The organism is Pseudomonas sp. T1.Ur (assembly GCF_023516725.1).
GTDB classification, from domain to species: Bacteria; Pseudomonadota; Gammaproteobacteria; order Pseudomonadales; family Pseudomonadaceae; genus Aquipseudomonas; species Aquipseudomonas alvandae.
On sequence record NZ_JAMGSN010000001.1, the window covers coordinates 213,239 to 225,106 of the forward strand.

11 protein-coding genes are annotated in these 11,868 nt (G+C 61.4%); 7 read left to right on the forward strand and 4 right to left on the reverse strand.

Annotated features, from left to right (window positions below; genetic code table 11):
* Nucleotides 1-67: 67 nt before the first annotated feature.
* The 3 genes from M8Q45_RS00995 to M8Q45_RS01005 are packed head-to-tail and all read left to right on the forward strand — an operon-like array spanning nt 68 to nt 3,779.
* Nucleotides 68-592, forward strand: a complete 525-nt coding sequence (locus M8Q45_RS00995) for a (2Fe-2S)-binding protein (RefSeq protein ID WP_249873263.1) — start codon at nt 68-70, stop codon at nt 590-592.
* Entirely contained in the window at nt 589-1,581 is a 993-nt protein-coding gene (locus M8Q45_RS01000; protein ID WP_249873264.1) for an FAD binding domain-containing protein, read from the forward strand. Before M8Q45_RS00995 ends, M8Q45_RS01000 begins: the two co-directional genes overlap by 4 nt.
* Nucleotides 1,578-3,779 (forward strand): xanthine dehydrogenase family protein molybdopterin-binding subunit, encoded by a 2,202-nt coding sequence (locus M8Q45_RS01005; RefSeq protein WP_249873265.1) that lies wholly within the window; start codon nt 1,578-1,580, stop codon nt 3,777-3,779. The genes M8Q45_RS01000 and M8Q45_RS01005 overlap by 4 nt, the downstream gene beginning before the upstream one ends.
* Before the next feature lie 138 nt (nt 3,780-3,917).
* On the opposite strand, the gene M8Q45_RS01010 is transcribed toward M8Q45_RS01005, so the two are convergent.
* The gene (locus M8Q45_RS01010) at nt 3,918-5,156 is read right to left on the reverse strand and encodes an MFS transporter (RefSeq protein WP_249873266.1); all 1,239 of its coding nucleotides are present in this window, start codon (nt 5,154-5,156) and stop codon (nt 3,918-3,920) included.
* Nucleotides 5,157-5,669: 513 nt separating this feature from the next.
* On the opposite strand from M8Q45_RS01010, the gene M8Q45_RS01015 reads away from it, so the two are divergent.
* The 3 genes from M8Q45_RS01015 to M8Q45_RS01025 are packed head-to-tail and all read left to right on the forward strand — an operon-like array spanning nt 5,670 to nt 8,306.
* Entirely contained in the window at nt 5,670-7,109 is a 1,440-nt protein-coding gene (locus M8Q45_RS01015; protein WP_249873267.1) for a cytochrome ubiquinol oxidase subunit I, read from the forward strand.
* A gap of 3 nt (nt 7,110-7,112) precedes the next feature.
* Complete coding sequence (gene cydB, locus M8Q45_RS01020; protein WP_249873268.1) at nt 7,113-8,120, forward strand: cytochrome d ubiquinol oxidase subunit II; 1,008 nt, start codon at nt 7,113-7,115, stop codon at nt 8,118-8,120.
* 21 nt (nt 8,121-8,141) lie between these two features.
* Nucleotides 8,142-8,306, forward strand: coding sequence for a DUF2474 domain-containing protein (locus M8Q45_RS01025; RefSeq protein ID WP_249873269.1), 165 nt, complete (start codon nt 8,142-8,144; stop codon nt 8,304-8,306).
* 6 nt (nt 8,307-8,312) lie between these two features.
* On the opposite strand, the gene M8Q45_RS01030 is transcribed toward M8Q45_RS01025, so the two are convergent.
* Nucleotides 8,313-9,437 carry a methyltransferase gene (locus M8Q45_RS01030; RefSeq protein ID WP_249873270.1) on the reverse strand — a complete coding sequence of 375 codons (1,125 nt, stop codon included), beginning with the start codon at nt 9,435-9,437 and terminating at the stop codon, nt 8,313-8,315.
* A gap of 172 nt (nt 9,438-9,609) precedes the next feature.
* A complete protein-coding gene (locus M8Q45_RS01035) occupies nt 9,610-10,320 on the reverse strand; it encodes an autoinducer binding domain-containing protein (RefSeq protein WP_249873271.1) in 711 nt (236 codons plus the stop codon).
* 292 nt (nt 10,321-10,612) lie between these two features.
* On the opposite strand from M8Q45_RS01035, the gene M8Q45_RS01040 reads away from it, so the two are divergent.
* Nucleotides 10,613-11,389, forward strand: coding sequence for a ferredoxin--NADP reductase (locus M8Q45_RS01040; RefSeq protein ID WP_249873272.1), 777 nt, complete (start codon nt 10,613-10,615; stop codon nt 11,387-11,389).
* 43 nt (nt 11,390-11,432) lie between these two features.
* Here M8Q45_RS01040 and mscL read toward each other — a convergent pair whose 3' ends face one another.
* Nucleotides 11,433-11,846, reverse strand: coding sequence for a large-conductance mechanosensitive channel protein MscL (gene mscL, locus M8Q45_RS01045; RefSeq protein WP_249873273.1), 414 nt, complete (start codon nt 11,844-11,846; stop codon nt 11,433-11,435).
* Nucleotides 11,847-11,868: the final 22 nt, after the last annotated feature.

Consider the following 11,868-nt stretch of genomic DNA (forward strand, 5'->3'; position numbering starts at 1 on the left):
GAAGTCGTACCCCTTATGACGGTGGTTTCCCAAAACGCCGCGTGTATGACTAACCGTGAGGTGTTCCATGAGCGCGACTTTGTCCGAAGCGACGCCAGCGTCCTTCGTCCCTCATCCCATACGTCTGACCCTCAATGGCGCGGTGCGCGAGTTGCAGGTGGTGCCCTGGACCACATTGCTCGACCTGCTGCGCGAGCAGTTGGACCTGGTGGGCAGCAAGAAGGGCTGTGATCACGGCCAGTGCGGTGCTTGTACGGTGCTGCGCGATGGCAAGCGGATCAATGCCTGCCTGACCCTGGCAGTGATGTGCGATGGCGCCGAACTGACCACGGTCGAGGGCTTGGCGGATGGCGATGAATTGCATCCCATGCAACGGGCATTCATCAAGCATGACGCCTTCCAGTGTGGCTACTGCACGCCAGGGCAGATATGTTCGGCGGTGGGCTTGGCCAACGAGGGCAGGGCGCAGGGCGCGGCTGGAATCAGCGAGCTGATGAGCGGCAACCTCTGCCGATGCGGTGCCTACAACAACATCCGTGATGCCATTGAAGAAGCCCTGCCGCTCTGCCAGCAGACGGGAGGTGAGTCGTGAATCCCTTTCGCTACAGCAAGCCCGATACGCTGCAGGCGGCCGTGGAACTGTCGAGTGCCCATTCGCGCTTCATCGCTGGCGGCACCAATCTGCTGGACCTGATGAAGGAAAACCTCACCCGCCCCGAGCATTTGATCGATATCACGGGCCTGCCCTTGGCCGACCTCAGCGAAACGCCTTCGGGCGGGGTCATGATCGGCGCGCTGGTGAGTAACGCCGACCTGGCCTGGCACCCTTGGATCGAACGTCGTTACCCGCTGCTGTCCCAAGCCATCCTGGCGGGCGCTTCGCCACAGCTGCGCAACATGGCCAGCACCGGCGGCAACCTGCTGCAACGCACCCGTTGCTATTACTTTTACGACGCCAGCGTGCCGTGTAACAAACGCAGGCCCGGCAGTGGCTGCCCGGCGCGAAGTGGCTTGAACCGGATCCACGCGATCCTGGGGGCGAGTGACCAGTGCGTCGCGACGCATCCCTCCGACATGTGCGTGGCCCTGGCGGCCCTTGATGCGGTGGTCCATGTGCTGGGGCGCGGTGGTCCACGGACCATCGAGTTCGCCGATTTCCATCGCCTGCCCGGCGACGCTCCGGACCGGGACAATCAACTGGCCGATGACGAGCTGATCACCTACATCGAGCTGCCGCCCGCCGGTTTCGCCGAACACAGCCATTACCTGAAGATCCGCGACCGGGCCTCCTATGCCTTTGCGCTGGTGTCGGTGGCGGCGGCGCTGGAGCTGGACGGGCCGGTGATCCGACAGGCGCGCCTGGCCCTCGGCGGCGTGGCGCACAAGCCCTGGCGGGACCGGGCCGTGGAGAGTTGGCTGGCGGGCCAGGCCGTCAGCCGTGAAACCTTCACGGCCGCCGCCGATGCGCTGCTGCAGGACGCTGAACCGCTGGCGCACAACGGCTTCAAGGTGAAATTGGCGCGACGGGCGATCGTCCGCGCCTTGAGCGAAGCGGCACTGGTGGGAGGGACCGCCCGATGAACGCACAGAGCAAAACCATAGGGCAACCGCTGGACCGGGTCGATGGCCTGCTCAAGGTGACCGGTCGCGCCCGTTATGCCGGTGAATACCCCGAGCGTGGCTTGTTGCACGCCAGCGTGGTGTCCAGCGCGATTGCCCGCGGCCGCGTCGTGCGCATCGACGCCTCCCGGGCCTTGGCGCTGCCGGGTGTCGTCGCGGTGATCGACCACACCAATCGCCCGAAAATCGCCAGCTACGACGAGCCCTACCAGGACGCCGACGCGGCGGAGGGCTCGCCATTTCGGCCGCTGTTCAACGAGCAGGTTCTCTACAGCGGCCAGCCATTGGCCCTGGTGGTGGCCGAGAACCTGGAACTGGCCCGTTATGCCGGCTCGCTGGTGACCATCGAGTACGCCGCCGAGGCGCATCAGACCGACCTGGCCATCCATCAAAACGAAGCCCATCCGGCCCCGGCCGAATTGCCCAGGCCCCGTGGGAATTTCCAGGGCGAGTACGCCAGTTCGGCGCTGAGCGTGGACGTGTCCTACAGCACCCCGGTTGAGCATCACAACCCGATGGAGCCTCACGCCTCCACCGTGCTGTATCAACCCGATGGCACCCTGCATATCCATGACAAGACCCAAGGCGCGCAGAACTGCCAGCAGTATGTGCAAAAAGTGTTTGGCCTGGAGAAGGAGCAAGTGCGTGTGTTCGCCGCGTTCGTAGGCGGCGCCTTCGGCTCAGGACTGCGACCGCAATATCAACTGCCGCTGGCGGTGATGGCCGCGCTGGCGTTGAAACGCTCGGTACGCGTGAGCCTGACGCGCCAGCAGATGTTTACCTTCGGTTATCGACCACGGACCTTTCAGCGCCTGCAACTGGGCGCCGCCGCCAACGGCAGGTTGCTTGCCGTCGCCCACACCGCCATCGGCCAGACCTCGCGTTTCGAAGACTTCACCGAACACGTGGTGGAGTGGAGCGGCATGCTCTATCACTGCGACAACGTGACGTTGACCTACAAACTGGCGCCGCTGGACGTCTACACGCCGCTGGACATGCGCGCGCCGGGCGCGGCCCTGGGGTTGATCGGCCTGGAATGCGCCATGGACGAGTTGGCCTGTGCGCTGGCGATCGACCCGGTGCAGTTGCGTTTGATCAACTATGCCGAACGCAACGAAAACGAAGGCAAGCCGTACTCCAGCAAGGAACTGCGGGCCTGTTACGCCGAGGGAGCCAAGCGTTTCGGCTGGGACAAGCGCAACCCGGAACCGCGCAGCATGCGCAAGGATCGGCAACTGGTGGGCTGGGGCATGGCCGGTGGTGTGTGGGAAGCCATGCAGCAGAAGGCCAGCGCCCGGGCATCGCTGGACGCCGATGGCAAGTTGACCGTCAGCAGCGCGACCACCGATATCGGCACCGGTACCTACACCGTCATGACTCAAATCGCCGCCGAGGCGTCAGGCGTTTCCCTTGAGAACGTCACCTTTGTTCTGGGCGATTCGTCGCTTCCGACGGCTCCGCTGCAGGGCGGTTCGTTCACCGTCTCGTCCGTGGGCACCGCGGTGCAGCAAGCCTGTGAAGCGCTCAGGGAAAAACTGCTCGCTGTGGCCCGGCAGTCTTGCCCGGCCTTCAGCGGCGCGACCCTTGAACAAGTCACGTTTGCCGACGGTGAACTGCGCATGGGCGCGGCCCGTGTCGCGCTGTCGGAGCTGGCGCGCAAAAGCGCTGAAGTGCCGCTGCAGGCAGAGGTTTCCAGCGGGCCGGACGAGAAACGCCAGGCCTACGCCACCGCGACGCACTCGGCCGTATTCGTTGAGGTGCTGGTGGACGAAGACCTCGGCACGGTGAAGGTCAATCGGGTCGTCAGCGCTATCGCCGCTGGACGGATAATCAATCCGAAAACCGCCCGAAGCCAGATCCTCGGTGGGGTGGTGTGGGGCGTCGGCATGGCGTTGCATGAAGAAACCCTGACGGACCACGCCCTGGGCCGACACATGAACCACAACCTGGCCGAATACCACGTGCCGGTTAACGCCGATATCGGCGACATAGACGTGATTTTTGTCGAGGAACATGACGAGATCGTCAACGCCCTAGGTTCCAAGGGTGTTGGCGAGATCGGCATTGTCGGCGTCGCCGCAGCGGTGGCGAACGCGATCTACCACGCCACGGGCAAGCGGGTGCGGGATTTCCCGATCACCCTGGACAAGTTGCTCTAGGCTCTGTACGAAATGTGTTCGCGCGAAGGCCAGACAAGGCGAAACGGGGCGAGGAAGCGCAGTGTACTGGAGTACATGAGCATTCCGAGCCCCGTTTCAACGCAGTATGGGCGAGTGCGGATACATTTCGTACCGAGCCTAGGCTTTTGCGTCGTCCACCGGTTCGTGCATCCGGTCGCGGTGGGCCAGGGTCGGGAACAGTTTGATCCAGACCCCGGTCACCAACAGGGTGCCGACGCCGCCCATGACCACCGCCGGCACGGTGCCGAACCAATGGGCGGTGAGGCCGGATTCGAATTCGCCCAACTGGTTCGACGCGCCGATGAACAAGCCATTCACTGCGCTGACCCGTCCGCGCATCTCGTCCGGCGTTTCCAACTGTACGAAGGAGGCGCGGATCACCATGCTGATCATGTCGGCCGCGCCCAGCACCACCAGCACCGCGAGGGAAAACCAGAATGAAGTGGAGAGGCCGAATGCAATGGTGGCAACGCCGAACACCCCCACGGCGGTGAACATCACCCGGCCGACCTTGCGCTCCACGGCGAAGCGCGCCAGCCACAACGACATCAGCAAGGCCCCGACTGCTGGCGCCGAACGCAACAGGCCCAGGCCCCAGGGTCCGGTGAGCAGGATGTCCTTGGCGAACACCGGCAGCAACGCGGTGGCGCCACCCAGCAACACGGCGAACAGGTCCAGGGAGATCGCCCCCAGGATGTCCGGACGGCTGCGAATGAAGCGGATACCGGCCAACAGCGAATCGAGGGTCGCCTTGCCTTTGTTCAGGGGCGTCTGCCTGGCGGGCAGGTTGAGCATCAGGCAACAGGCAATGATGTAGAGCAGAACGGTTGGCCCATAGACCCAAACGCTGCCGAAGGCATACAGCAAACCGCCAAGGGCCGGGGCGACGATGGTCGCCGATTGCTGGGCCGATTGCGCGGCGGCCACGGCCCGGGGAAACAGCGCGGCTGGGACGATACTCGGCAGCAGGGCCTGGGTGGTCGGCATTTCGAACGAGCGAGCGGCGCCGAGCAGGAACGCGAGGATGAAGATCATCTCGCGCGTGACATTGTCGGTGGCGCTGCCAATCGCCAGGGCCAGGGCGATCATTGCTTGCAATGATTGGCAGATCGCGGCGACTTTGCGTCGATCGTATCGATCCGCCACATGCCCGGTGTGAAGCATGAACAGCACGCGCGGGGCGAATTCCACGAGGCCGACCAGCCCGAGGTCGAGGACGTTGCCGGTCAGTTGATAAAGGTTCCAGCCGATGGCCACGGTGAGCATCTGGAAACCGCTGGCGGTGAAGATCCGGGCCAGCCAGAAGGCGATGAAGGGACGATGGTGGCGGAGCAGCAACGGCGCTTGGCTGGGCATCTGTGACGGGGTCCGATGATGAAGGCCACGAGATTATCACCGAGCTGTAACTGGAAGTTGCGGTGGTTGGAAAAATAGTTAGCCAAACATCGATATTGGCTTAAGGGAACATTTGTGGCGAGGGGATTTATCCCCGCTCGAGTGCGCAGCGCTCGCAAAAGCTTGGGGCTGCTGCGCAGCCCAGCGGGGCGGTGCGACGTTTCGATAAATCCCCTCGCCACGAGGTCCCTGCAGGTTCGGGAAATCTGGATTTGGAACTGGGTTTCGGCACTGAGACAACCTGTCACGCGACAAAAGACCACGCCGTCCATCGGCCGATATGGGACTACTCTTTGAGCATTGCTTGACCCAGGTCAATTCCCTTCCGGGGCGTTGTGCTGGCGGCCATCCGGCCAGAGTCCTGCGTTGTGACGGTTTAAAAAAGAACGATTTGAAAAGCATCGCACTCCATATCCCTGGGGGCTGTGGTGCAAGCCCCGTCCGCAGCCGGTTTTACCTGACAGAGGAAGACTTATGTTCGGTTTGGAGGCGCTCGATCTCGCCCGAATCCAGTTTGCGTTCACGATCTCGTTCCACATCCTGTTCCCGGCCATCACCATCGGCCTGGCGAGTTACCTGGCGGTGCTCGAGGGCCTGTGGCTCAAGACGCGGGACGATACCTACCGCGACCTGTATCACTTCTGGTCGAAAATCTTTGCCGTCAACTTCGGCATGGGCGTGGTGTCCGGGCTGGTCATGGCGTACCAGTTCGGCACCAACTGGAGCCGCTTCTCGGACTTCGCCGGCGCTGTTACCGGCCCGCTGCTGACTTACGAAGTGCTCACGGCATTCTTCCTCGAAGCGGGTTTCCTCGGCGTGATGCTGTTCGGCTGGAATCGCGTCGGCCGCGGCCTGCACTTCTTTTCCACGGTCATGGTGGCGATCGGCACGCTGATCTCGACGTTCTGGATCCTGTCCTCCAACAGCTGGATGCAAACCCCGCAGGGCTACGAAATCGTTGATGGCCGGGTCATTCCGGTGGATTGGCTGGCGGTGGTGTTCAACCCTTCGTTCCCGTTCCGGCTGATGCACATGTCGGTTGCGGCATTCGTCGCCACGGCGTTCTTCGTCGGCTCGTCGGCGGCCTGGCACCTGCTGCGTGGCCGTGACAATCCGGCCGTGCGCCGCATGCTGTCGATGGCGATGTGGATGGCCTTGCTGGTGGCGCCGGTACAAGCGGTCATCGGCGACTTCCATGGCCTCAACACCCTCAAGCATCAACCGGCGAAAATTGCCGCGATCGAAGGCCACTGGGAGAACGTCGGCGACGAGCCCACGCCGCTGATTCTGTTCGGCTGGCCGGACATGAAGGCCGAGGAAACCAAGTTCGCGGTGGAAATTCCTTATCTGGGCAGCTTGATCCTGACCCACTCGCTGACCGACCAAGTGCCGGCGCTAAAGGAATTCCCACCTGAGGATCGACCGAATTCGACCATCGTGTTCTGGTCGTTCCGGGTCATGGTGGGCCTCGGTTTCCTGATGATCTTCACCGGCCTGTGCAGCCTCTGGCTGCGCCGCGGCAACCGGCTCTACCAATCTCGCCCGTTCCTGCACTTGGTACTTTGGATGGGGCCGTCCGGGCTGATTGCGATCCTGGCCGGCTGGTTCACCACGGAGATCGGTCGCCAACCGTGGGTGGTCTACGGCTTGATGCGCACCGCCGATGCTTCGTCCGGTCATAGCTTTGCGCAAATGAGCTTCACCCTGGTCATGTTCGTGGTGGTGTATTTCGCCCTGTTCGGCGCGGGCCTGAGCTACATGATGCGGCTGGTGCGCAAGGGACCGGTGGCTCACGAAGCCGAGCCGACCGATGGTGGCCCGGGCCAGAAACGCACCCCGGCCCGTCCATTGTCGGCCGCCAACGAAGGCGACGACGAAGTGGACCACAACGACAGCTCGCACAAGGGGAATTGAGTCATGGGTATTGATCTTCCGCTGATCTGGGCCGTGGTCATCATCTTCGGCATCATGATGTACGTGATCATGGACGGCTTCGACCTGGGCATCGGCATTCTCTTCCCCTTCGTCAAGGGCGAGCGCGACCGCGACGTGATGATGAACACCGTCGCGCCGGTCTGGGACGGTAACGAAACCTGGCTGGTGCTGGGCGGTGCCGGGCTGTTCGGGGCGTTCCCGCTGGCCTATTCAGTGGTGCTCTCGGCGTTGTACCTGCCGCTGATCCTGATGCTCATCGGCCTGATTTTCCGGGGCGTGGCGTTCGAGTTTCGCTTCAAGGCCAGGGCCGAGAAGCGGCACTTGTGGGACAAGGCATTCATCGGTGGTTCGCTGACGGCGACGTTCTTCCAAGGCGTTGCGCTGGGGGCGTTCATCGACGGCTTCGAGGTGGTCAATCGCCAGTATGCCGGCGGCTCCCTGGACTGGTTCACGCCCTTTACGATGTTCTGCGGCCTGGCGCTGATTGCCGCCTACGCCTTGCTCGGCTGTACCTGGCTGATCATGAAGACCGAAGGCAAGTTGCAAGAACAGATGCACGACCTGGCGAGGCCGCTGGCCTTCGTGGTACTGGCGGTGATCGGCATCGTCAGCATCTGGACGCCGCTGGCCCACGCCGATATCGCGGCCCGCTGGTTCACTTTGCCGAACCTGTTCTGGTTCCTGCCGGTACCGATCCTGGTGCTCGTGACCCTGTACGGGTTGTTCCGCGCCGTGGCCCGCAACGCCAACTACACGCCATTCATCCTGACGTTGGTGCTGATTTTCCTCGGCTACAGCGGCCTGGGCATCAGCCTGTGGCCGAACATCGTGCCGCCGTCCATTTCGATCTGGGACGCCGCGTCACCGCCACAGAGCCAGGGCTTCATGCTGGTCGGCACGTTGTTCATCATTCCGTTGATCCTGGTGTACACCTTCTGGAGCTACTACGTGTTCCGCGGCAAGGTGACCCACGACGACGGCTACCATTGATCGACCTGCGAGGTGCCGAGCATGGCCAAGCCTGACTTGAAGGACATCGAGGCCGCTGAAAAAAAACCGTTATGGCAGCGGCTCGGTTGGCTGGCGGTGATTTGGACCGGCAGTGTGCTGGCGCTCTTTGTGGTCGCCAGCCTGATGCGGATGTTCATGAACGCCGCGGGGCTGACGACTCACTGACCCAGGCTACTTGCGGGCCTTGAGAATCACGAATTTCGGCGTGGCGGCCACTTGCTCGACGCCGCGGTACAGCCGCGCCAGCTTGCTGTGGTAGCCCAGGTGCCGGTTGCCGACGATGTACAGCGCGCCGCCGACCACCAGCGCTTCGCGGGCCTGCTGGAACATGCGCCAGGCGAGGAAGTCGCCCACCACTTGCTGCTGGTGGAAGGGCGGGTTGCACAGCACCACATCCAGGGACTGCGCTTCTTGCCCGGCCAAGCCATCGCCCGCCCTCACGACAACTTCACGCTCGCCCAGGGCGGCCCGCCAGTTTTCGGCGGCCGATTGCACGGCCATGTACGACTCGTCCACCAGGGTGTAGCGAGCGTCCGGGTTTGCCAGGGCACTGGCGATGGCCAGCACGCCGTTGCCGCAACCCAGGTCCGCGACGCGCGCTGAACCGAGGTTTTTCGGCAGGTGCGGCAGGAAGGCGCGGGTGCCGATGTCCAGCCCTTCGCGACAGAACACGTTGGCGTGGTTGAGCAGCTCGATTTTCGGCTCGTCCAAGCCATAGCGCGTGGGGTAGGGGGAGGTGGCCGGTGGCTTGGCTTGTGGCGTGGCAATCAACAGGCGAGCCTTCTTGACTGCCAGCGAAGCCTGCACCGGGCCGATGTAGCGTTCCAGCAGTTCACCGGCGGCCCGGGGAAGATGCTTGACCATTGCGGCGGCGATGACTTGCGCACCTGGAGCCAGTTGGCCTTGCAGCCGGATCAGTTGCTCCTCCAGCAGGGCCAGGGTCTTGGGTACTTTAACCAGCACTCGGTCGAAGGGGCCAGCCACCGGTTCACTGGCGGGCACGGTCGGCACCGCATCGAAAGGCAGGCCGTTGCGCACCAGGTTTTTCCCCAGCGCCTGGAGGGCCAGGAACGAGTCCCCGCTGCTGGTGACGTGGACTTTGCCGACAAGGCTGGCGGCCAGGGCGCCGAAGCCATCATTGAGTACTAATACCCGGGTGGCCGCGTCCGGTTGTTGTTCGGCCAGAAACGCGAGCAGGTATTCGTCGGCGGCATCGAAAGCTTGCAGCGGTTCGTTCTGCTGTTCGGGCTGGCGGATCAGGTCGAGTTGGGCGAAGGGGCTGTCGAGCAAAGGCATGGCTGGGACTCTGGCAAATCAACGAATGTCCCGCTGCCCTGGGGGCAGGTGCGTCAGCGGGACCGCTTGAACGAACTGCGTCGCGAGCTTGGCGCGACATCATTCAAGTGGAACCGGGAATGGTACGGTTTTTTGCAGGGCTTTACCTGTGAGATTTTGCAGATCTGTTTATTCAGATCACGTGGATTTGAGCTGCCTTGGCCACCGCCGAGATTTTGTTGGTCACGTTCAATTTGCGCATGCAGCTACAGACATGGAAGTTCACGGTGCGTTCGGAAAGGCAAAGGATCCTGCCGACTTCCGACGCGGTCTTTCCTTCAGCGGACCATCTCAACACTTCAATTTCGCGAGGCGAGAGATGATATGTCTTTGGCGAAGGCGGCCCGGCCAACTTTTTGCTCGCCAGTGTATGCAGCCTTTGGCTGGCAAAAATGGCGTAGCCAAGGTTCCCATAATGCTCTTCTGCGTCAATACGGCAATGAGTCCTGGCGAGGCTGAACAAGCTGTAATAAGCATTTGTTTCGTCATGGACAGCTTGGGTCCAGCCGTACCTGAGGCCATGTCGACCTAAATCCTCCCACAACGTGGGGGCTTCGGAAAAAACATGTTCGCTCCATAAAATAGGCAGAGAGGATTGATTGCAGTGGGCCACTAGTGGATCGTTAGCAGCATAACCATTTTGTTCATAGAGCCTGTCCCATCCATAAGGATAATTATTGAGGCTTATCTTGCTGGCACATCGACCGGACAGTCCTGAGTAAACTGTGAAGGCACAGTATTCAAAGCCCTGATTATTAAAGAAATTCGTAACCAGGCGATAGGCTTTTTGCAAGTCTTGTTCACGCGATAGTTTTCTTAGTTGTGAATCTTTCCATTCGTCCATCGCATTCTCCAGGGTGTGGCATACAGCAAATTGGATCCCATAGGTGGTGCGAAAATAAGTGTAGGACTTTTCGTACACTTCGTTAGATTTTTTTCTTGTTAGTTGCACTAGTGGTTATTGAATAACGCGCCGGTATTTCGTTTTCGATACAAAGGTTATGTATCTGTATAACTTTTGCTATAAAATTTTCTCGGCGAGACCAGGGTTGATGGCTTAAAGCTATCGTTCTTCTTCGGTGGTTTACCTGCCTACTTTGCGGGAGACTAGGGGCCTTGTCTTATTGGAGCCGCCCATGACTGACAGCGCAGAAAAATTCACCCGCCAGACGCTGATCGACGTGCAACCCTTGACGCCTAATCTGTTCACATTACGTACAACCCGTGATCGCGGCTTTCGATTCCGGGCGGGGCAGTTTGCCCGGCTCGGGGTCGTCAAGGCGGACGGTACGACCGTGTGGCGCGCCTATTCCATGGTGTCGTCACCCTTCGACGAATTCCTTGAGTTTTTTTCCATCGTCGTCCCGGACGGAGAATTCACCAGTGAGCTCAGCCGCCTCAAGCCCGGCGATTCCCTGCTGGTGGATCGCCAGGCCTTCGGCTACCTCACGCTGGACCGTTTCGTTGATGGGCGGGATTTGTGGTTATTGTCGACGGGGACCGGCGTGGCGCCGTTTCTGTCGATCCTCCAGGACTTCGAGGTCTGGGAGAAATTCGAGCGAATCATCCTGGTCTATAGCGTTCGCGAAGGGCGGGAGCTGGCGTACCAGGCGTTGATCGAAGGGTTGACCCAGCGTGATTACCTTGCCGAATACGCCCATAAGTTTCGGTTCATTCCAACGGTCACTCGCGAGCAGCATCCAGCCGCGTTGAATGGGCGAATCACCACGCTGATTGAAAATGGCGAATTGGAGCGAGCCGCCAATGTCACGCTGACGCCGGAGCACTCGCGCGTCATGCTGTGCGGCAATCCGCAAATGATCGACGACACTCGCAAGCGGCTCAAGGCCAAGGGCCTGCAACTGAGCCTCACTCGCCGGCCCGGGCAGGTGGCGGTGGAAAACTACTGGTAAGGAAATGGCGTCCAGTGGACGCCATTTTTACTTGCGCGAATGCTCAGGGCCGTTCGTTTCGGGCCTTGAGCAGGTCACGAATTTCGCTCAGTAATTGTTCTTCCTGGGTGGGGACGGGGGGCGCGCTCGGGGCAACGGCCTCTTCGCGCTTGAGGCGGTTGATGGCCTTGACGCCCATGAAGATCGCGAACGCGACGATGATAAAGTCCACCATGCTCTGGATGAATTTGCCGTAGGCCAGCACGACGGCCGGCGTATCGCCTTGGGCGGCCTTGAGTGTGATGGCCAGGTCGCTGAAGTCCACCCCGCCGATCAAAAGGCCGATCGGAGGCATGACCACGTCACCCACGAATGACGAAACGATCTTGCCAAAAGCGGCACCGATGATGATCCCGACGGCCATGTCGACGACATTGCCTTTGACCGCGAAGGCCTTGAACTCGCTTAGCACGCCCATGAGTTATTCCTTGTGGCAGATG

Coding starts and splice junctions, on each gene's coding strand:
- M8Q45_RS01015 (WP_249873267.1), top strand. CDS start 5,670: ATGTTCGGTTTGGAGGCGCTCGATCTCGCCCGAATCCAGTTTGCGTTC.
- M8Q45_RS01040 (WP_249873272.1), top strand. CDS start 10,613: ATGACTGACAGCGCAGAAAAATTCACCCGCCAGACGCTGATCGACGTG.
- mscL (WP_249873273.1), bottom strand. CDS start 11,846: ATGGGCGTGCTAAGCGAGTTCAAGGCCTTCGCGGTCAAAGGCAATGTC.
- M8Q45_RS01005 (WP_249873265.1), top strand. CDS start 1,578: ATGAACGCACAGAGCAAAACCATAGGGCAACCGCTGGACCGGGTCGAT.
- M8Q45_RS01035 (WP_249873271.1), bottom strand. CDS start 10,320: ATGGACGAATGGAAAGATTCACAACTAAGAAAACTATCGCGTGAACAA.
- M8Q45_RS01025 (WP_249873269.1), top strand. CDS start 8,142: ATGGCCAAGCCTGACTTGAAGGACATCGAGGCCGCTGAAAAAAAACCG.
- M8Q45_RS00995 (WP_249873263.1), top strand. CDS start 68: ATGAGCGCGACTTTGTCCGAAGCGACGCCAGCGTCCTTCGTCCCTCAT.
- M8Q45_RS01010 (WP_249873266.1), bottom strand. CDS start 5,156: ATGCCCAGCCAAGCGCCGTTGCTGCTCCGCCACCATCGTCCCTTCATC.
- M8Q45_RS01030 (WP_249873270.1), bottom strand. CDS start 9,437: ATGCCTTTGCTCGACAGCCCCTTCGCCCAACTCGACCTGATCCGCCAG.
- cydB (WP_249873268.1), top strand. CDS start 7,113: ATGGGTATTGATCTTCCGCTGATCTGGGCCGTGGTCATCATCTTCGGC.